We start from the raw sequence: 26,031 nt of genomic DNA, 5'->3' as shown, positions 1-26,031 counted from the left end.
GCGGGCATGGCTGGGCACGGCACCGGCCGGTCCGCGTGGACCGGCCGGTGTCGAGACTACGACGTGCTCTCGTACTACTTCTGGTTGAGGTCGCGGCGGGCGGCGACCTTCGAGGACAGGCCGTGGATCTGCACGAAGCCCTTGGCCAGCGACTGGTCGAAGGTGTCGCCCTCGTCGTAGGTGGCCAGGTTGAAGTCGTAGAGCGACTGCTCGGAGCGGCGGCCGTTGACCACGGCCGAACCACCGTGCAGCACCATCCGGATGTCGCCGGTGACGTGCTGCTGGCTGTCCTGCACGAAGGCGTCCAGCGCGCGCTTGAGCGGGGAGAACCACAGGCCGTCGTAGGCCAGCTCGCCCCAGCGCTGCTCGACCTGGCGCTTGTAGCGGCCCAGCTCGCGCTCGATGGTGACGTTCTCCAGGGCCTGGTGCGCGGTGATCAGCGCGATGGCGCCCGGGGCCTCGTAGATCTCGCGGCTCTTGATGCCGACGAGCCGGTCCTCGACCATGTCGAGGCGGCCGACACCCTGGCGTCCGGCGCGGGTGTTCATCTCCTCGATGGCCTGCAGCACGGTGACGGGGCGGCCGTCGATGGCGACCGGCACACCCTTGTCGAAGGTGATGATGACCTCGTCGGGCGCCTCGAAGTTCACCGTCGGATCGGCGGTGTAGTCGTAGACGTCCTTGGTCGGCGCGTTCCACAGGTCCTCGAGGAAGCCGGTCTCGACCGCGCGGCCCCACACGTTCTGGTCGATGGAGAACGGCGACTTCTTGGTGACGTTGATCGGCAGGTTGTTCTGCTCGGCGAAGGCGATGGCCTTCTCGCGGGTCCAGGCGTAGTCGCGGACCGGGGCGATGACTTCCAGATCGGGCGCGAGCGCGCCGATGCCGACCTCGAAGCGGACCTGGTCGTTGCCCTTGCCGGTGCAGCCGTGCGAGACGGTGGTCGCGTTGTGGAACTTCGCGGCCTCGACCAGGTGCTTGACGATCAGCGGGCGGCTGATGGCCGACACGAGCGGGTACTGGCCCATGTACATCGCGTTGGCCTGGATGGTGGGCAGGCAGTACTCGTCGGCGAACTCGTCGCGCGCGTCGACCACGATGGCCTCGACGGCGCCGCAGTCCAGGGCGCGCTGGCGCACCACGTTCATGTCCTCGCCGCCCTGGCCCAGGTCGATGGCCACGGCCACCACCTCGGCACCGGTCTCCTTCGCGATCCAGCTGATGGCGACGGAGGTGTCAAGCCCACCGGAGTAGGCGAGTACGACGCGATCGGACATGTCTGTTGTGCTCCTCGAAGTGTGTGGTCGTTCCGCTGCACGGGCTGCCTGGAGCAGTATGAATGCTCCGGCCGCCGGTCGGCTCGCGCCGCTGCTGCAAATGATTATGCACGATGATGCAATCTCATTCATACCCGGGGGTAGTGACGTCGCGCCCGACCTCGTCCGATTCCCACGAAATCGCCTGCTACCTGCGGTGACATCGCGTCAGCAACTTGGCAGCAAGCATCAACTGTGAGACGCTGGTCACACCAACTACCCATCGGTCGGGGTCGAGGAGTGGACATGCAGCAGCTACGTGATTTCGCCCAGGCGAACTACGACCTCATCGGGGCCGTCGTCATCGGGTTGGGCAATCTGGGGTTGACGGTCGCCAAGACGGTGATCGACCTCGGAACGCCGATCCTCCAGGGCTTCTTCGCCTGATCCCCGCCCTCACCACCCCGGGAGCATCCATGGTCGACACCATCCTGCAGTTCCTGTCCGACAACTACGAAGCGGGTGCCACCGCGGGCCTGCACGTCGGCCGCGTGCTGTTCGACCTGAGCGCCCCGCTGGCGCTCGCCATCCTGAACTTCCTCGCCTCCTGAGCCGCCGCGCGGTCAGCAGCGCCCGGTCGCGCGCAGGCGCTCGGTGAGCCCGGCCCGCACCCGCGGCCAGTCCTCGGCGGTGATCGAGAACAGCACGCTGTCGCGCACGGTCCCGTCCTCGCGCCGGAACTGACGCCGCAGCGTGCCCTCGTACTGCGCCCCGAGCCGCGCGATCGCCTGCTGCGAACGGTGGTTGCGCACATCGGTCTTCAGCTGCACCCGACCCACGTGGAGCTCGTCGAACGCGTATTCCAGCAGCAGCAGTTTGGCTTCCGGGTTGACCGGACCGCCCCAGACCGACGGCGTGTAGGCGGTGAATCCGATTTCCAGCGCCGCGTCCCGCGGGCGGACATCCAGGTAGGACGTGACGCCGAGCACCGCGCCCGCCGCTCGATCGCCGATCTCGGTGCGCGCGCGGACGATCCAGACATGCCAGTCGGGGTGGGCGTTCAATTCCCGGAGATGATCGGCGAATTCGCTCGCCGCGCGTGGGCGCCAGGGCAGGTGCGCCCAGACCGCGTCCGCGTCGAGGGCGGCGAAGAGCTCACCGGCGTCCGCCGACGGATCGACCGTGGTCAGCCGCACCGTCTCGCCGCGCAACCGGGCGCCGTCGGGCACCGGCCACACCATGTCCGGCCAGGGCTTGTCGTCGGGCCGGGGATCGGGCACGGGCTGGAATCGGACGGTCGCGGAACTCTCGGGCACGTGTGCAATGTAGTGCCCCTGCCGGCGGTGTGTGGCACTCTGGGAGAGCACTATTCGGCTCGCCAACGTGAGGACGAACAAGATGCTCCATTACGTCGCACAGGAATTCTCCACTCTCGGCAACGGTGTGCTCGATGTCGGCCGTGCCCTCGTCGCCCTGGTCCAGGACATCATCGACGTCGCCACTCCGGACTCTCCGGGCGGCGGCGCGGGCGGCGGGCAGTATCCGTTCAACTGACCCGGCGTGGGCTCCCGCCGCTGAGCGGAGCGCGCCGCTAACCTCCCCGGCATGGCCGCCGACGACGTGCGTCTCCACGCGGGCACCGCTGGTCTGACCATCGCTCCGGGAGACGGCGGCGCGCTGCACAGCCTCACCGTCGACGGGACCGAGCTGCTCCGCCAGGACCCAGGGACCGGGTGTTTCGTCATGGCGCCCTGGGCGGGCAGGCTCGGCTACGGGACCTTCACCGTCGGTGACCGGACCTATCGGATGCCGATCAACAATCCGCCGCACAGCATTCACGGCACCGCGCGCGAGGGCGCGTGGGATGTCGTGTCCGCCTCGGCGACCGAGGCGACGCTGCGGCACCGGCTGACCGATCCGTGGCCGTTCGCGGGTACCGTCACCCAGCGGTTCGCCCTCACCGACACCGGCCTCACCCTCGAGTTGCGCATCACCACCGACGCCGATCCCTTTCCCGCCCAGGGTGGTTGGCATCCGTGGTTCCTGCGCGAGGTCGCCGCGGCGTCCGGGCCGCTGGTCCTCGAGTTCCAGCCGGGGTGGCAATACGAGCGTGGGCCGGACTATCTGCCCACGGGCCGCCGCCTCCCGCCGTCTCCCCCGCCGTGGGACGACTGCTTCGGGATGCCCGACGGTGTCCTCGCGCGCCTCACCTGGCCCGGCTTCCTGGAATTCACGATCGCCGCGCCCGTCACCGATGTCGTCGTGTGGACCCTGCCGACGGAGTCGCTGTCGGTGGAGGCCCAGTCGGGTCCGCCCAACGGCCTGAATACCGATCCCCGGATGGTCACGCCGGACACGCCGCTGGATGTCCACGTGGCCTGGACCTGGCGACGGCTCTGACACTCCCGGCGCGCGACCTCGACGACGGGCGGGCCACCACCCGGTAGGGCGCGTCGGCCGCGGGGCCCGCTCGTCGCCCTCTTCCTCGGCGCGCTCACCCACCTCGACTAGGACTCCCGCACGCAGACAGCCGGTTTCGTGGTCGAGCACTGGTCACCTGTCGCGCGTCCCGCTCGTCGAGGTGGATCAAGGCTTTCGGTCTACTGCGATGATCGGATACTGCGGAAGGTGAGGGCGACCACGAAGGTCAGGGCCGCGATCACGGCGGCGGCGCCGAACGCGGCGGTCATCCCGCCGACGAGGGCGTGCGTCGGTGAACCGCCCGCCTCGCGGGCCGCGGTGCCGAAGACCGTCACCAGGACGGCCAGACCCAGCGCGCCGCCGGTCTGCTGCATGGTCTGCAACGCACCGCCTGCCGCGCCCGCCTCTTCCGGTGACACCGTGGACATGATGATCACGTTCAGCGGCGAGAAGGCCAGCCCGATACCGCAGCCCATGGCGAGCATCGCAACGAACAGCAGCGGGAAGTAGCCGCTGTCGGCCGACAGCCGGGTCAGCAGTACGAGCCCGGTCGTCATCGCGATGGTGCCCGTCACGGTCACCGGTTTCGGGCCGAAGCGGGCCAGTAACCGGGGAATCAGCCGGATCATCGCGAACATCAGTCCCGCCGTCGGCAGGAAGGCGAATCCCGTTGCCAGCGCGCTCATCCCGCGCACATCCTGCAGATACTGGGTCAGGAAGAAGAACATCGACATGCCCGCCATCGGCCCGAGGAACATGTTGAGATAGGCGGCGGCCCGGTTGCGGTCGGCGAACAGGTGCAGCGGCAGCAAGGGCTGCGGCGCACGGAGTTCGATCGCCACGAACGCCGCCAGCAGTGCCGCGCCGACCGCCAGGGAGATGTCGGTGCCCGGCGCGCCCCAGCCCTCCGCGGCCGCGCTGATGAACCCGTAGACCAGCGCGGCGACACCGGCCGTCGCGGTCACCGCGCCGGGCAGGTCGAGCTGGGCGGCTCGCCGCGGCGCGTCGGGCAGATAGCGCAGCGCGAGCAGCACGATGAGCAGTCCGAACGGCACATTGATGAACAGCACCGAGCGCCAGCCGACCCATTCGGTGAGCAGCCCGCCGACGATGAGCCCGATGGCGAATCCGGCGCTGGACATGCCGGAGAACAACGCGAGGACGCGGATGCGTGCTTTGGGCTCGGTGAACGTAGTCGTCAGCAGCGCAAGGGTATTGGGCGCGGCCATCGCGCCGCCGATGCCCTGCAGGACCCGGGCCGCGAGCAGCCAGCCCGCCGAGGGCGCGAGCCCGCCCGCCAGCGAGGCGAGGGTGAACAGCGTCGTGCCCACGATGAACAGCCTGCGCCTGCCGAACAGGTCGCCCGCGCGGCCGCCGAGCAGCAGCAGACCGCCGAAGACGAGGGTGTAGGAGTTCATCACCCAGGACAGGCCGGTGGCGCTGAACTCCAGGTCGGTGCGGATGCGCGGCAGGGCCACGTTCATCACGGTGACGTCGAGAATGATCATGAGCTGGCAGGTCAGCAGGGTGGCCAGGACGATGCCCGGCCGGGCACGCGCGACCTGGGCGTTCGCAGCAAGTGTGGTGGTGGTCAAGTGAGCTCCATCGAAGGGGAAGCTAAACGGAGAGAGTCTCCGTTTATGACAGAGCTAGCATAGGGAGAAAGTCTCCGCTTCCGCAAGCCTAAACGGAGACTTCATCCGTTTCCAGTGGAGGATCGAGTGGACGCACCGTCGCGGCCGATGCGCGCCGACGCGCGCCGCAACTACGAACGCATCGTCGAATGCGCGCGCGACGCCTTCGCCGAGCACGGCATCGAGGCGCCCCTCGACGACATCGCCCGCCGCGCCCGCGTCGGCCCTGGCACGCTGTACCGCCACTTCCCGAGTCGCACGGCGCTGATGGAGGCGGTCTACCGCGCCAATATCGAGGCGCTGGCCGCCCGCGCCGCCGAATTGCGCGAAACCCGCACTCCCCCGGACGCTTTCACCGAGTGGTTCGGCGAGCTGGTCTCCTACATCCTGCACCGGCACGGCCTGGCGGCCACCCTCAAGGCCGCGATCGACCGCACCTCCGACGTCTTCACCGCCTGCTCGACCCTGCTGGCCGAGTCCGCCGAATCCGTCCTGGTCCCCGTCCAGGAGGCCGGGCTCGTGCGCCGTGACGTCGGCCCGCGCGACATCCTGCGGCTCGGCCACGGCATCGGCGCCGGTTGCCAGGCCGCCCCCGAGTCGGCTCCCCTGCTCACCGAGATCGCCCTGGCCGGCCTGCGCGCCCCGGCTGCGCCGGCAGGATGACCTGATGCGGATCAGCGTCACCGGCCACATGAACCTCACGCCCACCACCGAAACCCTGGTGCGCGAAGCGATCTCGGCCCTGCTCACCGACTGCCCCGACCTGATCGGGATCACCTGCCTGGCCCGCGGCGCGGACTCGATCTTCGCCGAGGCCGTGCTGGCGGCCGGCGGCCGCCTGGAAGTCGTCCTGCCCTCGCGCGACTACCGCTCGGCCGAGGTGAAGCCCGACCACGCGTCCCAGTTCGACGCCCTGATCGACCGTGCGAGCACGGTGCGGGTGATGGACTTCGAGACGGCGGGCAGGAGCGCCTACGAAGCCGCCAACCAGATCCTCGTCGCCGACTGCGATCGCCTCCTCGCAGTCTGGGACGGCGACGATGGCGAACGCGGCGGCACCGCCACCGTCGTCGCCTCCGCCCGCGCCCACGGCATCCCGGTGGACGTCGTCTGGCCGGACGGCGCATCCAGGCAATAGCCGGCTTATCCGGGCAACCGGTTCGGCATCTGCGCGGACTGCCTGGGCAACGGGCCAGGCCGACGGCCAGCGCGTGCGCGAGCAGTCGATCGCGCGGGGGCGAGAAGGATCAGGCCAATTCTTCTATGCGGGCGGCGAGTTCGGCGCCGGTGAGGGGCTCGCGGGCGATGACGGCGATGGTGTCGTCGCCGGCGATGGTGCCGACGATGAAGGGCAGGGCGGCGCGGTCGAGGGCGCTGGCCAGGAAGTGGGCGGCGCCGGGTGGGGTGCGCAGGACGGCGAGATTGCCGCTGGCGTCGGTGGAGACCAACAGGTCGCCGAGGAGCTTGGAGAGGCGGCCGGTGCCGCCGGTGACGCCGCGGACGGGGCTGCCGTCCTCGGGCACGACGTAGACACCCGCGCCACCGTCGGCGGCACGCAGCTTGACCGCGCCGAGTTCGTCGAGGTCACGCGACAGGGTCGCCTGGGTGGTCTCGATGCCCTCGGCGGCCAGCAGCGTCGCCAGTTCGGTCTGGCTGCGGACCGAATGCGCGGACAGCAGCTCCACGATGCGCGATTGGCGGCCGGCGCGGGTGCGGGCGATGGCGGGCGACCCCTTCTCGGGCGCGCTCATCGACCGACCCCCACGCCGGCCCCGGTTCGCGGTCTCATGCGGCGGCTTTCGCGAGCAGCCAGACCAGCAGCGCCTTCTGGGCGTGCAGCCGGTTCTCGGCCTCGTCCCAGACCACGCTGTGCGGGCCGTCGAGCACCTCGTCGGTGATCTCCTCACCGCGGTGCGCCGGAAGGCAGTGCATCACAATGGCTTCCGGATCGGCGGCGGCGAGCAAGGCGTCGTTGACCTGGAACGGACGGAACGGGCCGACCCGGTCGAGGCCGTCGTTCTCCTGGCCCATCGAGGTCCAGGTGTCGGTGACGAGCACGTCCGCGCCGGTCGCGCCCGCCACCGGATCGTCGGTGACGCTCACCGTCGCGCCGGTCTCCGCGGCCCGCTTGGCGGCGGCCTCGAGGATCCACGGCAACGGCTCGAAACCGGCGGGCGCGGCGACGGTCACGTGCATGCCCGCGGTGACCCCGCCCAGCAGCAGCGAGTGCGCCATATTGTTGGCACCGTCGCCGAAGTAGGTGAGACGAAGCCCGGCGAGGGCTCCCTTGCGCTCGCTGATCGTCTGCAGATCGGCGAGCACCTGGCAGGGATGGAACTCGTTGGACAGCGCGTTCACCACGGGAACCGTCGCGGTGGACGACATCTCGTCGAGGCGCGACTGTTCGAAGGTCCGCCAGACGATGGCCTCGACATAGCGCGAGAGCACGCTGCCGGTGTCGCCGAGGGTCTCCTCCCGGCCCAGCTGGGTGTCGCGGCCGTCGACGACGACCGCGTGCCCGCCGAGCTGGGCGATGCCCAGCTCGAACGAGAACCGGGTGCGGGTGGAGTTCTTCTCGAAGATCACCCCGACCCCGCGCGGACCGTCGAGCGGCCGGTGCGCGAACGGGTTCTTCTTCAGATCCGCGGCGATGGCGAGGATTTCGGCCTGTTCGGCCTGGGTCACATCGTCGTCGCGCAGGAAGTGGCGCAGGGTCACTTGCTGGCTCCCTTCGCATCGGCGGCGGCCTTGTCGAGGATCTCGGGCAGGTCGGCGACGAAGTTGTCGGCCTGGGTTTCGGTGAGCACCAGGGGCGGTGCCAACCGGATCACGTTCGGCTTGGCGGGGTTGATCAGGTAGCCCGCCTCCCGCGCCCGCTCGTCCACAAAGGCGGAGATGTCGTCGCGCAGCACGATGCCGATCAGCAGACCCGCGCCACGGACGTGATCGATCTCGGGATGCTCGAGCAGCGCGATCCCGTCGCTGAGCTTCTTGCCGACCCATTCCACATGGGAGAGCAGGTCTTCGGCATCGATCGTGCGCAGCACGGCCAGCGCCGCCGCGGCGCACACCGGGTTGCCGCCGAAGGTGGTGCCGTGCATGCCCGGGGTGAGCAGCTCGGCGGCCCGGCCCTGCGCCAGCACGGCACCGATCGGCAGACCGCCGCCGAGCCCCTTGGCCAGGGTGATCGCGTCGGGCACGATGCCCGCCGCCTGGTGCGCGAAAAACGTTCCCGTACGGCCGATTCCGGTCTGCACCTCGTCGAGGATCAGCAGCGCGCCCGCCCGCGAGGTGATCTCGCGAGCCCGGGCCAGATAGTCGAACGGCGGGACGACCACCCCGGATTCGCCCATCATGGGCTCCAGGAACACCGCGGCGGTGTCGCTGTCGACGACGGCCTCCAGCGCGGCGGCGTCACCGTAGGGCACGTGCACCACACCGGGCGGCATGGGCGCGAACGGCTCGCGCTTGGACGGCTGCCCGGTGAGTGCGAGCGCGCCCATGGTCCGGCCGTGGAAGGCCTCCTCGGCGGCGACGATCTTGGACCGGCCGGTCAGCCGGGCGATCTTGAACGCGGCCTCGTTGGCCTCGGTGCCGGAGTTGCAGAAGAACGCCTTGCCCTCACCGTCACCGAAGTGCGCGAGCAGCTTCTCGGCCAGCTCGATCACCGGTTCGCTGGCATAGATGTTCGACACGTGGCCGAGCGTGCCCAGCTGCTGTGTGACCGCTTCCAGGATGGCGGGATGGGCGTGGCCGAGGCTGTTCACCGCGATGCCACCGAGGAAGTCGACGTAGCGCTTGCCGTCGGCGTCGTAGACCACCGCGCCCGCGCCGCGCACCAGCGCGACCTTCGGGGTGCCGTAGTTGTTCATCATCGCGGCCGACCACCGCTGCTGCAGCTTCTCTACTTCACTCATGCGGTCACCATCGTTCCGATTCCTTCTCCGGTGAACAACTCCAGTAGTACCGAATGCGGCACCCTGCCGTCGATCACATGGGCGCTGGGCACCCCACCCTGAACGGCGCGCAGGCACGCCTCCATCTTCGGCACCATGCCCGCATCCAGGCGCGGCAGCAACTCCGCCAGCGCCGTCGCGTCGATCTCGCTGGTCAGCGAGGAGCGGTCGGGCCAGTCGGTGTAGAGGCCCTCGACATCGGTCAGGACGACGAGCTTCTCCGCGCCGATCCCCTCCGCCAGCGCGGCGGCGGCGGTGTCGGCGTTGATGTTGTGCACCACGCCGTCGGCGTCGGGCGCGATGGTGGACACCACCGGGATGCGCCCGGCATCAATCAGGTCGAGCACGGCGCCGGGGTTGACCTCGGTGACGTCGCCGACCAGGCCGATGTCGGTGGCGACGCCCTCCACGGTCACGGTGCGCCGGGTCGCGGTGAACAGGTGCGCGTCCTCACCGGAGATGCCGACCGCGTACGGGCCGTGCGCGTTGATCAGCCCGACGAGCTCGCGCCCGACCTGGCCGAACAGCACCATCCGCACCACGTCCATCACCTCGGGGGTGGTGACGCGGAAGCCGCCGCGGAACTCCCCCGCCATGCCGAGCTTCTTCAGCATCGCGTTGATCTGCGGGCCGCCGCCGTGCACCACCACCGGGTGCACGCCGACGGTGCGCAGGAACGCCATGTCGGCGGCGAAGGCGGCCTTGAGTTCGTCGTCGACCATGGCGTTGCCGCCGTACTTCACGACGACGACCTTGTCCCGGAACTTCTGCAGCCACGGCAGCGCGTCGGCGAGCACATGCGCCTTGTCCAGCGCCGACAGGGATTGCACCACACCGCTGCTCATGAGCTGTACGCCGAGTTCTCTTCGACGTAGGCGTGCGAGAGGTCGGTGGTGCGCACCATCGCGGTGCCCTCGCCGACATTGAGCTCGATCAGCACGTCGATGTCCTCGCCGGACAGGTCGACCTCGCGCGCGCCGGGCGCGCCGACGCTGTCGACACACACCGGATTGCCGTTGAACGACACCGCGATCCGGTTCGGGTCCAGCGTCACCGGGGCGATGCCGACGGCCGCGAGCACCCGGCCCCAGTTCGGGTCCGAGCCGAACAGCGCGGTCTTGACCAGGCTGTCGCGCGCGACCGCCCTGGCGACGGTGAGGGCCTCGTCCTCGGAGGCCGCGCCGCTGACGGTGACCCGTACCCGCTTGGTGACGCCCTCGGCGTCGGCCATCAGCTGGGCGGCCAGGTCGTCGCACACGGTGAAGACGGCGGCCTCGAGGTCCTCCTGGGACGGGGCGACGCCGCTGGCACCGTTGGCCAGCAGCAGCACGGTGTCGTTGGTGGAGCAGGAGCCGTCGACGTCGAGCCGGTCGAAGGTGTACTTGGTGGCCTTACGCAGCGCCTGGTCGAGCTGCTCGGGGGTGGCTACCGCATCGGTGGTGAGTACGACGAGCATGGTGGCCAGCGACGGGGCGAGCATGCCCGCGCCCTTGGCCATGCCGCCGACGTTCCACTTGTCCTCGTGATGGAACGCCGATTCCTTCGGCACGGTGTCGGTGGTCATGATGGCGTGCGCGGCGTCGGAGCCGCCGGACATGCCGCCGCCCATCTCGTGCACGATCTCGGTGACGGCGGGGATCAGCTTGTCCATCGGCAGCCGGTCACCGATCAGGCCGGTCGAGCAGACCGCGATCTCGCCCGCGCCGGTCTCGGTGCCCCAATTGCTCAGTGCCGCGGCGAGTTCCTCGGCGGTGCGGTGGGTGTCCTGGAAACCGCCGGGGCCGGTGCACGCGTTCGCGCCACCCGAGTTCAGGATGACCGCGCGCACGCGACCCGACTTCAGCACCTGCTGCGACCACAGCACCGGCGCGGCCTTGACCTGATTGCTGGTGAACACGCCGGCCGCCGCGTACTCGGGGCCCTCGTTGAGCACCAGCGCGAGGTCGGGCTTGCCGCTGGCCTTGATGCCCGCCGCGATACCGGCGGCGCGGAAGCCGAGCGGGGCGGTGACGCCCTGGGTGTGGATCAAATTGCCGTGGTCCGTCGTGTGCGGATCAGGGGTCGTCACGGTGCCACTCCTACGGTGGAAAGTCCTGCGGTCTCGTCGAATCCGACGGCCAGATTCATCGATTGCACCGCGGCGCCCGCGGTGCCCTTGGTCAAGTTGTCGATCGCGCCGATCACCACGAGCAGGCCCGCGTCGGTGTCGACGGCGACCTGCAGGGTGATGGCGTTGGAGCCCAGGACCGCACCGGTCTGCGGCAGGACGCCTTCGGGCAGCAGGTGCACGAAGGGTTCGTCGGCGTAGGCCTTCTCGTAGACGGCCCGCGCTTGCGCGGCGTCGACCTTCACCGGGGCGGTGCAGGTGGCCAGGATGCCGCGCGGCATCGGGGCGAGCACCGGGGTGAACGACACCGAGACATCCACGCCGCCCGCGGCTTTCAGGTTCTGCGCGATCTCGGGGGTGTGCCGGTGCGCGCCGGCGATGCCGTAGGCACGGACGCTGCCCATCACCTCGGAACCGAGCAGGCCGATATCGAGCTTGCGGCCCGCGCCCGAGGTGCCGCTGACGGCGACGACGTTGACGGCAGGCTCGATGATGCCCGCGGCGATGGCCGGCGCCAGCGCGACGCTGGACACGGTCGGGTAGCAGCCGGGCACGGCGATGCGCCGGGCGCCGGTGAGCCGCGCGCGGCCACCGGGCAGCTCGGGCAGGCCGTAGGGCCAGCTGCCCGCGTGGGCGCTGCCGTAGTACTTCTCCCAGGCGGCGGCATCGGTGAGCCGGAAGTCGGCGCCGCAATCGATGACGACCGTGGACTCGGGCAGTGCCTGCGCGATGGCGCCGGACTGGCCGTGCGGCAGGCCGAGGAACACGATGTCGTGCCCGGCCAGGACGTCGGGGGTGGTTTCCTGCAGGACGCGGTCGGCCAGCGGCAGCAGATGCGGCTGGAGCGCGCCCAGGGCGGTGCCCGCGTTGGATCCGGCGGTCAGCGCCCCGATCTCGAGGCGCCCGGTTCGGTATTCGGGGTGGGCCAGCAGCAGACGCAACACTTCGCCACCGGCGTATCCACTCGCACCGGCAACCGCCACCCGCAGTGCGGGTCCTCCCGACGAATCAACCATGTGATGATTATGCACGACTATGCAAGCTCATTCATGGGCAGGTGCGGTCGCGAGCGGCGCCTTCCCCCCGATCAGCCGCGCGACCAGCGGAAACAGCAGCACTGTCGTCGCGCCGGCGGCGACCAGGACCGACGCGGTATCCGCGCTCATCAGCTCCGTCGACACCGCCACCTGGGTGACGGCGACGATGATCGGCAGGCCGGTGGCGGCGAACAGGGCGAGCTGGGCGCGCTCGTGCGGCGATGCCAGATTGCGCCCGTGCGGGACGAACCGCTCGCTCAACCACACCGGCAACCCGCGAGCCACCGCGATGGCCGCCACGAACGACACCCACAGCAGCGGCCGGTCCGCGACGGCGGACAGATCGATCGCCATGCCCGAGACCACGAAGAACACCGGGATCAGCAGCCCGAAGCCGATGGTCTCGAGCTGCTCGTCGACCCGCGGGTGGCCCGCGGCGATGAGCCTGCGCAGCACCATGCCCGCGGCGAACGCACCGAGCACCACATCGAGGTCGAAGCGTTCGGCCACCACCATGAGCACCAGCAGCAACAGGATCGACCCGCGTACCGGCAGCTGGGAGGTGCCGCCGTCCATCCTGGCCAGTGCCGCCCCGAGGTCGGGGATGCGCCCGAACAGCCGCACCGGGATCACCCCGACCAGCAGCGCCGCCAGCACGAACAGGGCGAGCACCACCAGCGCGGCGCCGATATCGTGGCTGCTCAGCAGCACCGACATGGCCACGATCGGGCCGAGCTCACCGACGGCGCCGTGCGCGAGCACCGCCCGGCCCAGCGCGGTGTCGAGCAGCCCGGCCTGCTTGATGATCGGCAGCAGGGTGCCCAGCGCGGTCGAGGTCATCGCGATGGCGACCGCGATGTGCTCGGTCGTCGACTCACTGTCGGCCAGCACGGTGACCAGTCCGAACGCGAAGACGAGACCGGCCAGCCACACCAGCCAGGCGACCCGCCCGGACTTGCCGCCGAGCAACCGGGGATCCAGCTCGTAGCCCGCGAGCAGGAACAGCATGCCCAGCCCGAGTTCCTTGATCAGGTCGACCCCGCCGTCCGCGGTGGCCCAGCCGAGCGCGAACGGCCCGAGGACCGTGCCCGCCACCAGCAGGATCACCACATCCGGCACGAACCCGCGCAGCGCCCGCGACAGCAGCGGCGCCAGCACCGCGACGAGCGCGATCCAGAACAGCGAGACGATCGGCGACGGGCCGTCGGCGGCGGCGAGCAGCTCCATGCGCCTCATCGTGGCACGGCGAGTCGGGCGAACCGGGACACCTCGCTGGAGGTCCGGACGAGAATCGGATCACCCGCGCCTGTCGAAACGGCGTCGTCCCGTTCGTCTAGGAGATGAAGCCCCACCACGCGAAAGGACGATCATGAAGCAATACCTGCTGTGCGTCTACCAGCCCGACGGACCGGCGCCCGCGAACATCGACGCCATCCTCGACGAACTGTCCGCGCTGAACGAGGAGATGCGGGCGGCAGGCGCCTGGGTGTTCGCGGTCGGCCTGCACGAGGCGAGCACCGCGACCGTCGTACGAGCGAAGGAGGGCGAGGTACTGATCACCGACGGCCCCTTCGCCGAGGGCACCGAACATATCGGCGGCTTCACCGTCATCCAGGCCGCCGACCTGGACGAGGCCCTGGACTGGGCGGGCCGGCTGGCCGCGGTGCTCACTCTGCCGATCGAGGTGCGGCCGGTGGCGAGCGGCTAGATGGACATCGAGGCGGTTTTCGCCGAGCACTACGGGCGCGCGGTCGCGTCGCTGATCCGCGTCTTCGGCGACATCGGCGTCGCCGAGGACGCAGTGCAGGAGGCGTTCGCCGCCGCGGTGGTGCGCTGGCCCGTCGACGGTGTGCCGCCGAGCCCGGCGGGCTGGATCATCACCACGGCCCGCAACCGCGCGATCGACCGGCTCCGCCGCGAGGCGACCCGGGCCGACCGGCACGCCGAAGCCGCTCTGCTGCACGCGGACCCGGCCGGACCCACCGACGGATTCCCCGACGATCGGCTACGCCTGATCTTCACCTGCTGTCATCCGGCGCTGGCTCCCACCGCCCGGGTCGCGTTGACGTTGCGGCTGCTCGGCGGACTCACCACCGCCGAGGTCGCGCGCGTGTTCCTGGTCTCGGAATCGACGATGGCGCAACGGCTCGTCCGCGCCAAGGGCAAGATCCGCGACGCCCGCATCCCCTACCGGGTGCCCGCCGACGCCGAACTGCCCGCGCGGCTCCCCGCCGTGCTCGCCGTGGTGTATCTCGTGTTCACCGAAGGCTATTCGGCGACCGCGGGCCCCGATCTGATCCGCGCCGACCTGTGCGCCGAAGCGATCCGGCTCGCTCGACTGCTCACCGATCTCCTGCCCGGCGAGCCGGAGATCATGGGCTTGCTCGCGCTCCTGCTGTTCACCGAAGCCCGCCGGGCCGCGCGCACCGACGGTGGGCGCCTGATCCCGCTGCCCGACCAGGACCGCACCCGCTGGGACGGTGATCTCATCGCCGAGGCGCGGGCCCTGCTCCGAGAATGCCTGCGCCGCAACGCCCCAGGCCCCTACCAGCTCCAAGCCGCCATCAACGCCGTCCACACCGACGCCCCCACCGCGGCCGCCACCGACTGGCCCCAGATCCTCACTCTCTACGACCACCTGTACACCCTCACCCCCACCCCCGTCGTCGCCCTGCACCGCACCGTCGCCCTCGCCGAAGTCCACGGCCCCACCGCCGCCCTGGCCGAACTCACCACCATCGACCTCCCCGACCACCACCTCTACCACGCTCTCCGCGCCGACCTCCTCCGTCGCGCAGGCCGCTTCGCCGAAGCCATCACCGCCTACGACACCGCGCTGGCCCTCACCCCCAACGACATCGAACGCGACTACCTCCGCCACCGACGAGATTCCCTGCGCGATGCCTGAGCGCGTCGTCGGCCCGGCTCGCCGGAATTCGGTGAACACCGGTGATCAGCCGCTCGATCGCGAGTACGGTGCGGGTTCATCGAACTCGTCTAGCTTCCACGGACCCCTTGCTCAGACCCTGCGAGAAGTAGGCCGGGACGAAGGTTTGGTGCTGCTCGGGCCAAGGATGTGCTGCTGATTCTTCGGTGTCGCGGAGTTCAGGTACCGGCGGAGGCGGCCGAGCGAGTCTCCGCGTGGCGCGATCAGCAGGTGTTCGACTGAGAAGCCGGGTCCGGGGCGTCAGCGTAGGTCGGCGAGGTCCAGGCCGAGGGTTTCGGCCAGGCCGGCTTCTCCGGCGGGGGTGACGCGGACGGCGCGGCCGGTGCCGGACGGGGCGATCCAGCCGAGGGTCAGGAGGCGGCGGCGCAGGAGGACCGCGGCGGGGCCGCTCAGGTGGGTGCGGCGTTCGGTCCAGTCCAGGCAGGGGCGGGTGAGGGGACGGCGGGCGCGGGTGAGGGTGGGCTCGTCGATGCCGAGGGTTTCCGTCAGCCAGGTGATGCCCTCGGGGGTCAGGGTGTGGGCGCTGTCCGGGTCGAGGAGGCCTCGGTGGGTCATGGCGTCGGTGATGGTGACGCCGAGGCGACCGGCCAGGTGGTTGTAGCAGGTTCGGCCGCGGGCCAGCGCCGCGTCGGCGGTCGCGGCGCGCAGGTTCTTCGGCGGGGTGGGGGTCGGATCGAGTTCCGCCAGCAGGGTTTCCAGGAGTTGGGCGATCGCGGGGCTCGCCAGTTCGACATAGCGGTGCCTGCCCTGTTTGCGTTCGGTGATCAAACCCGCGGTACTCAGGCGGTCCAGGTGGGCCGTGGCGGTAGAGGGCGCGACGCCGGTCAGGCGGGCCAGTTCGCCCGCGGTCCAGGCGCGGCCGTCGAGCAGGGCCAGGCACATGTGGGCTCTGGTCCGGTCGGCGAGGACGGCGGCCCAGTCGGCGAGGACGGCGGCGCGGGCAGGCATCTCCCCATCATGCGACCGCGATTGTTCGGCGGCCATCGAAAGGTCGCGGACCTACCGTCGACGGCGTGATCAGCGATCCCGAGCTCGTCCGCGAACTTCTGTCCACCGCGCCGATGCCGCCGGTGCCCGTTGCGCCCGGACCGGGCATCGCGTGGCTGCGGGCGCACGTGCCCCGGTTCTGCGACGGCCCCGTCCATCGGCGCCGCCGGGCAGCGCTGCAACGCGAGCTGGATCGACTCGATCCCCTAGTCCTCCGCGCCGAGGCCGCGGCCAGGGCCGGGCAGCCACTGGCCCATGTCCGAGTGCTGCTCGCCGCGATGGGGATCCCGGAGAGTGCGGTCACGGCGGTGTGCGCCGTCGCCGACGCCTATCAACCCCACCAACCGATCACCCCGGCGGCGGATGCGGCGGTGGGGGAACTCGTGGCGTTGTGCGCGGAGCCGGCGAATGCCTCCCCACACACCGGCACATCGCCGGCCGGAGCGCTGCATCAGCCGGTCCGCGCACACGTCGCCGCCCGCGCAGCGGTGGTCGACGACGAGGCCTTTCCGGACCGGACAGCGAGTCCGGTGCACGCGGACCGAGGCCCGGGCGATGACGAGGAGTCCGGGAGCGAGCCCCCGACCGAGGACGAGCGAATCGCGGCACGGATCTGCATCCTGGTCCAGGCGTGCGCGGCCACCGGCGAATTGATCGCGGCCGCCCGCGCGTCACACCTCGGTGCCCCGGCGGACCGGCCCGCGCTGATCATGGCCACCACACCGCCGCTGCGCGCCACCCGGCGTCTCGTCGACGGCGTGGTGACCGAACTAGATCTGCGGCACCCAGGCCTGGGCTTCGGCGCGGGACCGCACCGGTGCCCCGGGAGCGAACTCGCGGTCGCCCTCGCCGGCGGGATCCTCGCATCCGAAACCGCACGCCACCCGGCCGACCCGCGTCACTCCGCCGAGCCACACCATCCCGCCGACACACACGATTCGCTCAATGCAAGCCCGGGCAACACCTCGGTCGCCACAGGAAACGGCGGGGCGACGAAACACCGATCGCGAGGCCGAAACACGGTGTCTTCGAATGCCTTCCATGCCCTCCACCGCGGCGGGCGTCCCCTCGTTCTTCCCAATGCCTGGGACTTCACCTCCGGCGCCCTGCTCGTGGATGCGGGATTCCCGGTGATCGCCACCACCAGTCTCGGGGTAGCCGCGGCCGCGGGCCTGCCCGATGGAAAGGCCGCATCGGCGGACGAAACCTTCGCCCTCGCCGCACGATTGACGCGTTTGCCGGTCCTGGTGAGTGTCGATATCGAAGCCGGGTTCGCCGAGGATCCCGCGGAGGTGGCCGACTATGTCGCCCGGCTGGCCGACCTCGGTGTCGCCGGAATCAATATCGAGGACGGGCGCGACAACACCCGGCTGGCCGCGCCGCACCAGCACGCCGACCTCATCACCATCATCAAGGACCGGACACCACACCTGTTCGTCAACGCCCGGGTCGACACGTACTGGTTCGGCATCGACGAGGACTCGACGGTCCATCGGGCACGGCTGTATGCGGCGGCGGGCGCCGACGGATTGTTCGTTCCGGGTGTCACCGACCCGACCACGCTGCGCACGCTCGTCGCCGCGACGACGCTCCCGCTGAACACGTTGTACGCACCGGCCGGCCCCGATATCGATACCCTCGGGGCACTGGGTGTCCGCCGGATCAGCACCGGGTCGGCTCTGTACCGGGCCGCCCTCGGCGCAGCGGTCGGGCTGGCCCGCACGGTCAGGGGCGACCTCAGTGAACCGTCGACCCCACCCGATTACCGACGCATCCAGGCCCTGCTCGCGGCGGCGAACACCGACTAGCGCGGTCAGTGTTTGCGGACCACCTGTTCGCCCGCGCCGGGCTTCCACACGGTGATGTCGAGGTGGTCGTCGTCGACCTCGACGGTGGAGGCTCCGGTGAGGTCGGCGACGAAGAAGTGGTCGAACTTCTCGCCGCGGATGTCGAAACCGCTGTCGTCGAACAGTTTCTGGGCGAAGCGGGCGTGCACGGATTCGTCGGTGATGTCGGTGACCGTGCCGAACAGTTTGGCGTCACCGTCGGTGACCTTGGTGTCGACGGTGGCGGTGTGCAGACAGAAGCGCGGGTCGCGGGCGAGGTCGTCGAACTTCCTGGTGTGGGGCATGCCGGCCAGCACCAGCATGCCCTCGAAGATGGTCGGCTCGATCGGGCTGATCCGGGGCGACCCGTCGGCGCGCACGGTGCCGAGCATGCACAGATTGCCGGTCGCCTGGTGCCTGCGCAGGAACAGGGCGGAGATTCGCGGTGCTTCCTCGGTGAACTGGCTCCATGTGGTCATAGTCGAACAGTACGACGCAACCTTGACATCCTGTGTCAAGGTTTGCGGCTAGTGTCGAGAACATGCGAGCGAGCAGGTTGGTGCAGCTACTGCTCCTGTTGCAGGCCAAGGGCGGGGCGACCGCGACCGAGCTGGCGCGGGAGCTGGAGGTGTCGGTGCGCACCGTGTACCGCGATGTCGAGGCGCTCTCGGCGGCCGGGGTGCCGGTGTACAGCGAGCCGGGCCGCGGCGGCGGAGTGCGGCTGGTCGACGGATACCGGACCCGGCTCACCGGCCTCACCTCCGACGAGGCCGACGCCGTCCTGCTGGCCGGACTGCCCGGCGCCGCCGCCGACCTCGGTCTCGGCACCGTGCTGGCCACCGCCCAGCTCAAGATGCTGGCCGCGCTGCCGCCCGAACTGCGCGGTCGCGCCACCCGCATCGCCGAGCGCGTCCACATCGACATGCCCGGCTGGTTCCACCGCCCGGACGACACCCCCGCGCTGGCGGACGTCGCGGACGCGCTGTGGCACGACCGCCGCCTGGCGATCAGCTACCGGCGCCGCGACAAGATCGTCGAGCGCACGGTCGATCCGCTCGGCCTGGTCATGAAGGCGGGCACCTGGTACCTGGTCGCCCGCGAGGGCACCGACATCCGCTCCTACCGGGCGAGCCGCATCGTCTCGGCCACGCCTACCGGCGAATCCTTCACCCGCCCTGCGGATTTCGATCTCACCGCGCACTGGGCGGCGGCGGCGGACGAGTTCGCCCGCTCCATCCTGCGCGTTCATGCGCGGTGCCGCGTCTCGGCCGACCATCTGAGCCTGTTGCGCTTGATGAACGACGCGGCCGCGGTCCGCGACGCACTGGCGTCGGCGAGCCCGCCGGACGAGACCGGCTGGGTCGACATCACCATTCCCGGCGAGTCCTACGACATCCTCGCCCACGCCCTCCTCCCCCTCGGCGAACACCTCGAAGTCCTCGCCCCACCCGAACTCCGCACCGCGCTGGCCACCACGGCGGCCGCCATGCACGCGCGCTACCAAGCATCGATCTGAGACCCTCGTCGCCCCCGCATCGGCCACCGAATCGCGCTGACGCGAAGCACCCGAGCGAAGAAGGAGCGTGCGCGCGACGACATGGCGCGCCGCCCGCCGAGACCGAGCGCAGTCGACGCCCCGCTGTCCACGTAGCGCCGTCCGAACTCGATCGGCCGACGGCCGTGCGGCCGATCACGGGTGGTCGGGCCGGTCAGCACGTCCAGTCGAGAATCTCGCCCATCGCCCGCAGCGAAACGGAGGCGGGCGTGAGCCGCAACGCGGTGTCTCGCAGCGCGACCACAGGCGCCGCCGAGAGCTGGGCGACGGTGCCGATGCGGGCGGAGCGGGCGGCGATCATCCGGGTCCGGGGGCGGCGCTCCCGGTCGTAGCGGGTCAGGCCGTCGGGTTCGCCGGCCAGACGGGCCAGCACCACCGCGTCCTCGAGTGCCTGGCAGCCGCCTTGGCCGAGGTTCGGCGTCATCGCGTGGGCCGCGTCGCCGATCAGGGCGATGCGACCCGCGGTGAATGCCGGGAGTGCGGGGATGTCGTAGATGTCGTTGTGCAGCACCGTGTCCGCGTCGGCGGCGGCCAGCAGCGCGGGGATCGGGTGATGCCAGTCGGCGAAGCGGGCACGAACCTCGGCAAAGGTGCCCGGCGCGTGTTCGGGCGCGTTGTAGACGGCGAAGCAGTAGACGCGACCGTCGGCGAGCGGAGCCATCCCGAACCGCGCTCCGCGACCCCAGGTCTCACCGAACTCGGTCAGCCGCTCCGGCAGGTCGACCACGGCGCGCCAGGCGGTGTACCCGGCGTACCGGGCCCGCACCTCACCGCAGACCGCGCGCCGGACCACGCTGTGGATGCCGTCCGCGCCGACGACCAGATCCGCGCGCGACACCCCCGCGGAGTGGACCACCGTTCCGCCGGGCTCGGCCGCCGACACCGAGACGCCCGTCCGCACGGCGTCCCCGGGCAGCGCGTCGCGCAGGATGTCGAGCAGTGCGGCGCGGTGGATCATCACCGGAGCGCCGAAACGCTCGCGCAGGGTCGCCGCGTCGGTGCGCGAGAGCCGGCGGCCCCGCGCATCGCGAATTCCGGCCGAGACGTCCCCGATCGCCTGCGCCCGCACGACCGACCCGATGCCGAGCGCGTCGAGCGCGCGCAAAGCGTTGGACCACAACGAGATTCCCGAGCCGACCTCGGCGATCTCCGGCGCGCGTTCCAGCACCTCCACCGACCAGCCCCGCCGCGTCAACGCCAGCGCGGTGGCCAGTCCCCCGATTCCACCCCCGACGACGATTGCCGTGGACATCGCCTTCTCCCCTCGTTGCAGGTACCGGATCACCGTACTACTGCCGTAGTGACTTCGACTACCGATGTAGTGTTCATCACTACGGGTGTAGTCTCTCCGGGTGGCCACGAAACGCGAACAGATACTCGACGCCGCGATCGAGGTGCTGGGCACCCGGGGGCCGCGAGCACTCACCCACCGCGCGGCCGACGAAGCGGCGGGCGTCCCCAGCGGATCGGCGTCGAACTACTTCCGCACCCGCGAAGCGCTGCTGGTCGGGGTCGCCGAACGGCTCGAGGAACGCGACCGCACCGACTGGACGACGCTGAACCGCCTGCTCGGCCCCGCCACGATCGAGCACCTCGTCGAGGGCCTCGCCCTGTTCATCCTGCACGCCACCGGCCCCGATCGGACCCGCACCCTGGCCAGGTTCGCACTGTTCGGCGAGGCGCAGACGATGCCCGCACTGCACGCATCACTGCAGCGCGGGCATCACCGGCTCCGGGAATGGGCGATCGGGATGGCGGCGCAGGTCGGGATCGACCCCGGGGACACGTCGATCCTGGTCGACTATCTCGACGGAGTCGTCGTGCACCGGCTCGGCGGCGCGGGAACCGAGACCGATCCCCGCGCCGCGCTGCGCCGACTGGTCGGCGCCCTGACCGTCAGCTGACGACGGCGAACAGCACCGCCGCCACCGCGAAACTCACCACCGAGAGGATGGTCTCGAGGACGGTCCAGGTCTGCAACGTCTGCTTCACGGTCATGTTGAAGTACTTCGAGATGATCCAGAAGCCGCCGTCGTTGACGTGGCTGGCGATGATCGAGCCCGCCGCGATCGCCATGGCGATCAACGCGATCGACATCTGCGAGTAGCCCTGCTCGGTCACCAGGGGCGCGACGATGCCACCGGTGGTGACGATCGCGACCGTCGCCGACCCCTGGGCGATCCGCAGACCGCAGCTGATCAGGTAGGACAGCACGATCACCGGCAACCCGGCCGCGGACATGGTGTCGGCGAGCGCGGTGCCGATACCGGTGGCGGAGATGACCTTGCCGAAGAAGGCGCCCGCGCCGACCACCAGCAGCACCATGCCGACCGGCTTGAGCGATTCGGCGGTGATGGTGCTCAGTTCCTGCACGGTCGAGCCGCGCCGGATACCGAGCAGATAGAACGCCACCAGCACGGTGATGAGCAGCGCGACCGCCGGCGTGCCGAAGAAGGTGAGGACCTGCAGCAGCGCCGAATCCTTGTCCAGCAGTTGGTAACCGAAGGTGGCGCCGAGGATCAGTACCAGCGGGATCGCGATGATCGACCCGATCAGGGCGACCGAGGGCGGCGACTTGGTCAGCACGGCCGTGCCGCCGGATCCGCCGACGGAATCGGCGCCGATGGCACCGTCGGCACCGTCGCCGGTGCCCGCGCCGGGCGGCTCGAGCGGCAGGAACTCGGCGGGCACGTCGACCTGCACGCGCTTTCCGATCCAGGTGCCCCACACGATGCCGGCGGCGAGGAAACCCGGGATGCCACAGACGAATCCCATCACGATCAGCCAGCCCAGGCTCACCCCGAGCAGACCGCCCAGCGCGACCGGACCGGGGTGCGGCGGCAGAAAGGCGTGCGTCATCGACAGACCGGCCAGCATCGGCATGGCGTAGAGCACCAGCGAGCGCCCGCCACGCTTGGCGGCGACGTAGACCAGCGGCGCGAGCACGAAGATGCCGATGTCGAAGAAGACGGGGATGCCGAAGATGAGGCCGAGCAGACCCATCGCGACGGGAGCGCCCTTCTCGCCGAAGGTCTTCAGCAGCTTGTCGGTGAGCACGTCGGCGCCACCGGATCGTTCGAGGATCGCGCCGAGCACGGTGCCCAGACCGATGATGACGGCGATGTGCCCGAGGATGCCGCCGAAGCCGGTTTCCAGCAGTGACTCACCGGCTTTCAGCGGTGTGCCGACGATCTGGGAAACCGGGAGTCCGGCGGCCAGTGCCAGCAACAGACCGGTCAGCAGCAGCGCGACGAACGGCTCCAGTTTGACCTTGATGATGGCGATGAGTAGCACGGCGATCGCGAGACCGCACAGCACCAGCAACCCGGGGGTGGTGGTGCGCAACCAGTCGACAGTGGCGCCCATGGGGATACCTCTCAATCAAGCGAATGGACGAAGCGAGCGGCCTTGGAGCCGATGTGGGACCAGCGCGAACTCGCGACGTCCAGCGGGGCGACCACTTCGGTGCCCGCGGTGACGGCGATCGCTCCCGCCCGCAGGAAATCGCGGGCGTTGTGGGAGTTGACGCCACCGGAGGGGATCAGGAACACGTGCGGGAACGGACCGAGCAGATCCTTCAGATAGGCGGGGCCGAGCGCGCGTGCCGGGAAGATCTTGACCGCGGCCGCACCCATCTCGACGGCCGCGAGCACCTCCGACGGGGTGAACGCACCCATCACGACCGGAATGCCGTGCGCGATGGCGACCTCGGCCACCTCGGGGCGCAGCGCGGGCGTCACCAGGAACTTCGCCCCCACCTCGATCGCGGCTTCGGCCTGATCGCGGGTGGTCACGGTGCCGACGCCGATCACGGCGGCGCTCACCGCCGAGGCCTTGCGCACAGCGTCGAGCACACCGAGGGTGGTGAAGGTGAGCTCGACCGCGCGGATGCCCGCACCGGCCAGGGCTTCGGCGAGCGCGACCGGGTCGGGGATGGCCGGTGCGCGCACCACGGTGAGCGCGCGGTCGGCGCGGATCACCGCCAGCGCTTCGGACGACGAGCTCTGCAGCGGGTTCATCGGGTCTCCTCTCGGGTGGCGTCCATCCGCAGCGCGCGACCGGCACGCACTCCGGTCGCGCTGCCGTTCTCCAGCGCGAATTCGCCGTTGACCAGCACATGCTGGATGCCACGTGCCTGTTGTCGGGGATGGTCGAAGGTCGCCGTGTCGTGGATCGTCGCCGGGTCGAAGACGACCAGGTCGGCGGCGTGCCCGGGACGGATCAGCCCGCGTTCGGCCAGTCGCAGCCGGGCGGCGGGCCTGCCGGTGAGGTGGTGCACACACTCCTCCAGCCCGAGCACGCCGAGCTCGCGGACGTAGCGGGACAGGTAGCGCGGGAAGGTACCCCAGGCGCGCGGGTGCGGCCGGGCGCCGACGAGCAGGCCGTCGCTGCCGCCCATGTGGCCCGCGTCGACCATGATCGCGCGCACGTTCTCCTCGTGGCCGACGTGCTGCAGGATCGTGGTCGCCAGCTGGTCGCGGCGCAACAGATCGAAGAAGACCTCGACCGGCGCCCGGTTCTCGTCGGCGGCGATCCGGTCGACGGTGCGTCCGACGTAGGCCGACAGCGCGTCGTCGCCGACGCCGCTGATCTGGATGGTCTCCCATTCGACGGTGACGCCGTGGCATCCGTCGGACCCGTGGACGTTCACGTCCGCGGTGATCCTCGCGCGTTCGGCGGGGTCGTCGAGCCGGGCCAGCGCGGCATCCGGCCCGCCCGACATCGCCCAGCTCGGCAGCAGCGCCGACAGCGTGGTCGAGCCGGGCAGGTAGGGATAGGTGTCGAGGGTGACGTCGCAGCCGTCGGCCCGGGCCCGGGCGACCAGCGCGAGGAATTCCGGTGCGCGGCCGCGGTTCACGCCGAAGTTCATCGTGGCGTGGGTCAGGTGCAGCGCGCAGCCGGTGGCCTTCGCCAGTCCCATCATCTCCGCGTAGGCCTCCAGCGCGCCGGCGCCGTAGGAGCGGGTGTGCGGGGCGTAGAAGCCGCCGTAGGAGGCGACGACCGCGCACAGCGCGGCGAGTTCGCCGGTGTCGGCGTACATGCCGGGGGTGTAGGTGAGCCCGCTGGACATGCCGACCGCGCCCTCGTCGAGGCTCTGGGCCAGTAGCGCGCACATCCGGTCGATCTCGGCGGTGGTGGCCGGACGCCGGTCGCTGCCGACGACGAGCAGGCGCAGCGTGCCCTGCGGCACCAGGTAGGCGGCATTGGGCGTGATGCCCTGATCGAGCCGGTCCAGGTACTCCCCGACCGTGCGCCAGGAGAAATCGAAGTCGGCTGGGTTGCCGTTCCACCCGGCGATCTGCTTGCGCACCACCGCGAGCGCGGCGTCGTCGATCGGGGCGTAGGACAGGCCGTCCTGGCCGATCACCTCGGTGGTGACGCCCTGGGTGATCTTCGGGAAGTGCTCGGGGTGGGTCAGCAGGTAGAGGTCCGAATGCGCGTGCATGTCGATGAATCCGGGGCTCAGCACCGAGCCAGGCCGCACCGCGATCACTCGCGCGGTGGTGGCATCGATCGATCCCGGCGCCGCCACCTCGGCGATGCGCCCGGCCCGGACCAGGACGTCGCCGCGACGGTGCGGGTCGCCGGTGCCGTCGACGATGTCGATGTCGCGAAACAGCAAGTCGGTCATGGTCATCGGTCAGAAAAAGGTACGGATCAGGTCGACCACACGCGGGCGCTGCGCCGCGGCGTCGTCGATCACCGGGATGAGCCGCCACTTGTCGAACGCCGTGCACGGATGCGACAGCCCGAGCCGCACGATGCTGCCGACCGGCAGATCGGCGGCATCGGCGCCGGGCAGGCACAGGAAGGTGTGCTGATCGTTGAGCGCGCTGACGTGCGCGCCCGCGGGCAGCGCCCCGCCGACCACCAGCTGCGGGACCGGCAGGCCCTCGTCGAAGGGGAAGTCGCGTTTGCCGCCGTCGAGCAGCGCCAGTTCCGGTTCCGGCCGGGAGACCACGCGGGCCCAGCCGTGCATCGCGGCCCGCAGGCCGGGGTCGACGGCGGGCGCGGCCAGCGGGGAGATGCCGGCGTAGAAGCCGTCGTCGTGGACGAGGTAGGCGCCGCTGCGCAGGACGACCGTGGTGGTCGCGTCGGCCAGTCCGGCCAGTTCCTCGACGACGAGTTCGGGATAGGCGCTGCCACCCGCGGTCACGATCGCCGGGCCGGAGTAGGCCCCGGCGGCGACGAGTTCGGTGTGCAGGGCGGCCAGTTCGCCGAGATAGCCGCGCACGGCGGCGATGCCCGCACTGCTGCGATCGTGGGCCAGCGCGCCCTCGTATCCCCCGACGCCGGCGAGCGCG

The 26,031-nt window shown here is 70.5% G+C and carries 27 protein-coding genes and 1 pseudogene; 11 read left to right on the top strand and 17 right to left on the bottom strand.

Going from position 1 to position 26,031, the window contains the following annotated elements; genetic code table 11:
- Positions 1-74 precede the first annotated feature (74 nt).
- On the bottom strand, positions 75-1,277 hold the full coding sequence (locus tag V8688_RS15540) for an argininosuccinate synthase (protein WP_218718161.1): 1,203 nt from the start codon (positions 1,275-1,277) through the stop codon (positions 75-77).
- Between the two features lie 285 nt (positions 1,278-1,562).
- Here V8688_RS15540 and V8688_RS15535 point away from each other — a divergent pair, with 285 nt between their 5' ends.
- Together V8688_RS15535 and V8688_RS15530 are read left to right on the top strand one after the other, a co-directional pair.
- On the top strand, positions 1,563-1,703 hold the full coding sequence (locus V8688_RS15535) for a hypothetical protein (protein WP_218718162.1): 141 nt from the start codon (positions 1,563-1,565) through the stop codon (positions 1,701-1,703).
- A 29-nt stretch (positions 1,704-1,732) separates the two neighbouring features.
- The gene (locus V8688_RS15530) at positions 1,733-1,867 is read left to right on the top strand and encodes a hypothetical protein (RefSeq protein WP_255587635.1); all 135 of its coding nucleotides are present in this window, start codon (positions 1,733-1,735) and stop codon (positions 1,865-1,867) included.
- A 12-nt stretch (positions 1,868-1,879) separates the two neighbouring features.
- Here the strand turns inward: V8688_RS15530 and V8688_RS15525 are convergent, their stop codons facing one another.
- Positions 1,880-2,572, bottom strand: a complete 693-nt coding sequence (locus V8688_RS15525; protein ID WP_308248456.1) for a GNAT family protein — start codon at positions 2,570-2,572, stop codon at positions 1,880-1,882.
- A gap of 82 nt (positions 2,573-2,654) precedes the next feature.
- On the opposite strand from V8688_RS15525, the gene V8688_RS15520 reads away from it, so the two are divergent.
- Both V8688_RS15520 and V8688_RS15515 read left to right on the top strand, forming a co-directional pair.
- A complete protein-coding gene (locus V8688_RS15520; RefSeq protein WP_218718163.1) occupies positions 2,655-2,810 on the top strand; it encodes a hypothetical protein in 156 nt (51 codons plus the stop codon).
- Between the two features lie 51 nt (positions 2,811-2,861).
- Positions 2,862-3,656 carry an aldose 1-epimerase gene (locus V8688_RS15515; protein WP_218718164.1) on the top strand — a complete coding sequence of 265 codons (795 nt, stop codon included), beginning with the start codon at positions 2,862-2,864 and terminating at the stop codon, positions 3,654-3,656.
- 200 nt (positions 3,657-3,856) lie between these two features.
- Here the strand turns inward: V8688_RS15515 and V8688_RS15510 are convergent, their stop codons facing one another.
- Positions 3,857-5,272, bottom strand: coding sequence for an MFS transporter (locus tag V8688_RS15510; protein ID WP_218718165.1), 1,416 nt, complete (start codon positions 5,270-5,272; stop codon positions 3,857-3,859).
- 126 nt (positions 5,273-5,398) lie between these two features.
- Here V8688_RS15510 and V8688_RS15505 point away from each other — a divergent pair, with 126 nt between their 5' ends.
- Positions 5,399-5,974: a helix-turn-helix domain-containing protein gene (locus V8688_RS15505; protein ID WP_308248457.1), complete on the top strand. Its 576-nt coding sequence runs from the start codon at positions 5,399-5,401 to the stop codon at positions 5,972-5,974.
- Positions 5,975-5,978: 4 nt separating this feature from the next.
- Entirely contained in the window at positions 5,979-6,449 is a 471-nt protein-coding gene (locus tag V8688_RS15500) for a hypothetical protein (RefSeq protein ID WP_218718166.1), read from the top strand.
- Between the two features lie 109 nt (positions 6,450-6,558).
- Here the strand turns inward: V8688_RS15500 and V8688_RS15495 are convergent, their stop codons facing one another.
- Genes V8688_RS15495 through V8688_RS15465 form a run of 7 tightly spaced genes read right to left on the bottom strand, consistent with a single transcriptional unit; the run spans position 6,559 to position 13,638 of the window.
- Positions 6,559-7,062: an arginine repressor gene (locus V8688_RS15495; protein WP_218718167.1), complete on the bottom strand. Its 504-nt coding sequence runs from the start codon at positions 7,060-7,062 to the stop codon at positions 6,559-6,561.
- A 34-nt stretch (positions 7,063-7,096) separates the two neighbouring features.
- Positions 7,097-8,029 carry an ornithine carbamoyltransferase gene (gene argF, locus V8688_RS15490; RefSeq protein WP_316574110.1) on the bottom strand — a complete coding sequence of 311 codons (933 nt, stop codon included), beginning with the start codon at positions 8,027-8,029 and terminating at the stop codon, positions 7,097-7,099.
- Positions 8,026-9,228: an acetylornithine transaminase gene (locus V8688_RS15485; protein ID WP_218718169.1), complete on the bottom strand. Its 1,203-nt coding sequence runs from the start codon at positions 9,226-9,228 to the stop codon at positions 8,026-8,028. The genes argF and V8688_RS15485 overlap by 4 nt, the downstream gene beginning before the upstream one ends.
- Positions 9,225-10,112, bottom strand: coding sequence for an acetylglutamate kinase (argB, locus tag V8688_RS15480; RefSeq protein ID WP_218718170.1), 888 nt, complete (start codon positions 10,110-10,112; stop codon positions 9,225-9,227). Before argB ends, V8688_RS15485 begins: the two co-directional genes overlap by 4 nt.
- Positions 10,109-11,335: a bifunctional glutamate N-acetyltransferase/amino-acid acetyltransferase ArgJ gene (argJ, locus tag V8688_RS15475; protein WP_342801097.1), complete on the bottom strand. Its 1,227-nt coding sequence runs from the start codon at positions 11,333-11,335 to the stop codon at positions 10,109-10,111. Before argJ ends, argB begins: the two co-directional genes overlap by 4 nt.
- Entirely contained in the window at positions 11,332-12,390 is a 1,059-nt protein-coding gene (gene argC / locus V8688_RS15470) for an N-acetyl-gamma-glutamyl-phosphate reductase (RefSeq protein WP_218718171.1), read from the bottom strand. Before argC ends, argJ begins: the two co-directional genes overlap by 4 nt.
- A 27-nt stretch (positions 12,391-12,417) precedes the next feature.
- Complete coding sequence (locus V8688_RS15465; RefSeq protein ID WP_218718172.1) at positions 12,418-13,638, bottom strand: cation:proton antiporter; 1,221 nt, start codon at positions 13,636-13,638, stop codon at positions 12,418-12,420.
- 142 nt (positions 13,639-13,780) lie between these two features.
- Here V8688_RS15465 and V8688_RS15460 point away from each other — a divergent pair, with 142 nt between their 5' ends.
- Positions 13,781-14,119, top strand: coding sequence for a YciI family protein (locus V8688_RS15460; protein ID WP_218718173.1), 339 nt, complete (start codon positions 13,781-13,783; stop codon positions 14,117-14,119).
- The gene (locus V8688_RS15455; protein ID WP_342801096.1) at positions 14,120-15,319 is read left to right on the top strand and encodes an RNA polymerase sigma factor; all 1,200 of its coding nucleotides are present in this window, start codon (positions 14,120-14,122) and stop codon (positions 15,317-15,319) included.
- Positions 15,320-15,598: 279 nt separating this feature from the next.
- On the opposite strand, the gene V8688_RS15450 is transcribed toward V8688_RS15455, so the two are convergent.
- The gene (locus tag V8688_RS15450) at positions 15,599-16,306 is read right to left on the bottom strand and encodes a winged helix-turn-helix domain-containing protein (protein WP_342801095.1); all 708 of its coding nucleotides are present in this window, start codon (positions 16,304-16,306) and stop codon (positions 15,599-15,601) included.
- Positions 16,307-16,371: 65 nt separating this feature from the next.
- Here V8688_RS15450 and V8688_RS15445 point away from each other — a divergent pair, with 65 nt between their 5' ends.
- A complete protein-coding gene (locus V8688_RS15445; protein ID WP_342801094.1) occupies positions 16,372-18,153 on the top strand; it encodes an isocitrate lyase/phosphoenolpyruvate mutase family protein in 1,782 nt (593 codons plus the stop codon).
- A 5-nt stretch (positions 18,154-18,158) separates the two neighbouring features.
- Here V8688_RS15445 and V8688_RS15440 read toward each other — a convergent pair whose 3' ends face one another.
- Positions 18,159-18,650 (bottom strand): pyridoxamine 5'-phosphate oxidase family protein, encoded by a 492-nt coding sequence (locus V8688_RS15440; RefSeq protein WP_218718176.1) that lies wholly within the window; start codon positions 18,648-18,650, stop codon positions 18,159-18,161.
- Positions 18,651-18,712: 62 nt separating this feature from the next.
- Between V8688_RS15440 and V8688_RS15435 the strand changes: the two genes are divergently transcribed.
- Positions 18,713-19,687 carry a YafY family protein gene (locus tag V8688_RS15435; RefSeq protein WP_342801093.1) on the top strand — a complete coding sequence of 325 codons (975 nt, stop codon included), beginning with the start codon at positions 18,713-18,715 and terminating at the stop codon, positions 19,685-19,687.
- A 193-nt stretch (positions 19,688-19,880) separates the two neighbouring features.
- On the opposite strand, the gene V8688_RS15430 is transcribed toward V8688_RS15435, so the two are convergent.
- On the bottom strand, positions 19,881-20,978 hold the full coding sequence (locus V8688_RS15430; RefSeq protein WP_218718178.1) for an FAD-dependent oxidoreductase: 1,098 nt from the start codon (positions 20,976-20,978) through the stop codon (positions 19,881-19,883).
- A 100-nt stretch (positions 20,979-21,078) separates the two neighbouring features.
- Here V8688_RS15430 and V8688_RS15425 point away from each other — a divergent pair, with 100 nt between their 5' ends.
- Positions 21,079-21,630, top strand: a complete 552-nt coding sequence (locus V8688_RS15425) for a TetR family transcriptional regulator (RefSeq protein ID WP_218718179.1) — start codon at positions 21,079-21,081, stop codon at positions 21,628-21,630.
- Here the strand turns inward: V8688_RS15425 and V8688_RS15420 are convergent.
- The 4 genes and pseudogenes from V8688_RS15420 to V8688_RS15405 all read right to left on the bottom strand — a co-directional run.
- The gene (locus tag V8688_RS15420; RefSeq protein ID WP_218718180.1) at positions 21,623-23,092 is read right to left on the bottom strand and encodes a gluconate:H+ symporter; all 1,470 of its coding nucleotides are present in this window, start codon (positions 23,090-23,092) and stop codon (positions 21,623-21,625) included. The two genes, V8688_RS15425 and V8688_RS15420, sit on opposite strands and share 8 nt — an antisense overlap.
- A gap of 11 nt (positions 23,093-23,103) precedes the next feature.
- Entirely contained in the window at positions 23,104-23,745 is a 642-nt protein-coding gene (locus V8688_RS15415) for a bifunctional 4-hydroxy-2-oxoglutarate aldolase/2-dehydro-3-deoxy-phosphogluconate aldolase (RefSeq protein ID WP_218718181.1), read from the bottom strand.
- Positions 23,742-25,358, bottom strand: coding sequence for a D-aminoacylase (locus V8688_RS15410; RefSeq protein WP_218718201.1), 1,617 nt, complete (start codon positions 25,356-25,358; stop codon positions 23,742-23,744). The genes V8688_RS15415 and V8688_RS15410 overlap by 4 nt, the downstream gene beginning before the upstream one ends.
- A 9-nt stretch (positions 25,359-25,367) precedes the next feature.
- A pseudogene (locus V8688_RS15405) lies at positions 25,368-26,031 on the bottom strand (amino acid deaminase); the annotation flags it as partial.

Source organism: Nocardia sp. No.11, assembly GCF_038752175.1.
Lineage (GTDB): Bacteria > Actinomycetota > Actinomycetes > Mycobacteriales > Mycobacteriaceae > Nocardia > Nocardia canadensis.
Note: the sequence above shows the minus strand (reverse complement) of the source record. Positions and strands in the feature narration are given on the sequence as shown.

Excerpts from the sequence above, each read along its gene's own strand:
- V8688_RS15520 (WP_218718163.1), top strand. The coding sequence starts at position 2,655 with ATGCTCCATTACGTCGCACAGGAATTCTCCACTCTCGGCAACGGTGTG.
- V8688_RS15515 (WP_218718164.1), top strand. The coding sequence starts at position 2,862 with ATGGCCGCCGACGACGTGCGTCTCCACGCGGGCACCGCTGGTCTGACC.
- V8688_RS15540 (WP_218718161.1), bottom strand. The coding sequence starts at position 1,277 with ATGTCCGATCGCGTCGTACTCGCCTACTCCGGTGGGCTTGACACCTCC.
- argC (WP_218718171.1), bottom strand. The coding sequence starts at position 12,390 with ATGGTTGATTCGTCGGGAGGACCCGCACTGCGGGTGGCGGTTGCCGGT.
- V8688_RS15430 (WP_218718178.1), bottom strand. The coding sequence starts at position 20,978 with ATGTCCACGGCAATCGTCGTCGGGGGTGGAATCGGGGGACTGGCCACC.
- V8688_RS15415 (WP_218718181.1), bottom strand. The coding sequence starts at position 23,745 with ATGAACCCGCTGCAGAGCTCGTCGTCCGAAGCGCTGGCGGTGATCCGC.
- V8688_RS15420 (WP_218718180.1), bottom strand. The coding sequence starts at position 23,092 with ATGGGCGCCACTGTCGACTGGTTGCGCACCACCACCCCCGGGTTGCTG.
- V8688_RS15460 (WP_218718173.1), top strand. The coding sequence starts at position 13,781 with ATGAAGCAATACCTGCTGTGCGTCTACCAGCCCGACGGACCGGCGCCC.
- V8688_RS15485 (WP_218718169.1), bottom strand. The coding sequence starts at position 9,228 with ATGAGTGAAGTAGAGAAGCTGCAGCAGCGGTGGTCGGCCGCGATGATG.
- argB (WP_218718170.1), bottom strand. The coding sequence starts at position 10,112 with ATGAGCAGCGGTGTGGTGCAATCCCTGTCGGCGCTGGACAAGGCGCAT.
- V8688_RS15530 (WP_255587635.1), top strand. The coding sequence starts at position 1,733 with ATGGTCGACACCATCCTGCAGTTCCTGTCCGACAACTACGAAGCGGGT.
- V8688_RS15500 (WP_218718166.1), top strand. The coding sequence starts at position 5,979 with ATGCGGATCAGCGTCACCGGCCACATGAACCTCACGCCCACCACCGAA.
- V8688_RS15455 (WP_342801096.1), top strand. The coding sequence starts at position 14,120 with ATGGACATCGAGGCGGTTTTCGCCGAGCACTACGGGCGCGCGGTCGCG.
- V8688_RS15465 (WP_218718172.1), bottom strand. The coding sequence starts at position 13,638 with ATGGAGCTGCTCGCCGCCGCCGACGGCCCGTCGCCGATCGTCTCGCTG.
- V8688_RS15535 (WP_218718162.1), top strand. The coding sequence starts at position 1,563 with ATGCAGCAGCTACGTGATTTCGCCCAGGCGAACTACGACCTCATCGGG.
- V8688_RS15435 (WP_342801093.1), top strand. The coding sequence starts at position 18,713 with ATGCGAGCGAGCAGGTTGGTGCAGCTACTGCTCCTGTTGCAGGCCAAG.
- V8688_RS15440 (WP_218718176.1), bottom strand. The coding sequence starts at position 18,650 with ATGACCACATGGAGCCAGTTCACCGAGGAAGCACCGCGAATCTCCGCC.
- V8688_RS15495 (WP_218718167.1), bottom strand. The coding sequence starts at position 7,062 with ATGAGCGCGCCCGAGAAGGGGTCGCCCGCCATCGCCCGCACCCGCGCC.
- V8688_RS15450 (WP_342801095.1), bottom strand. The coding sequence starts at position 16,306 with ATGCCTGCCCGCGCCGCCGTCCTCGCCGACTGGGCCGCCGTCCTCGCC.
- V8688_RS15410 (WP_218718201.1), bottom strand. The coding sequence starts at position 25,358 with ATGACCGACTTGCTGTTTCGCGACATCGACATCGTCGACGGCACCGGC.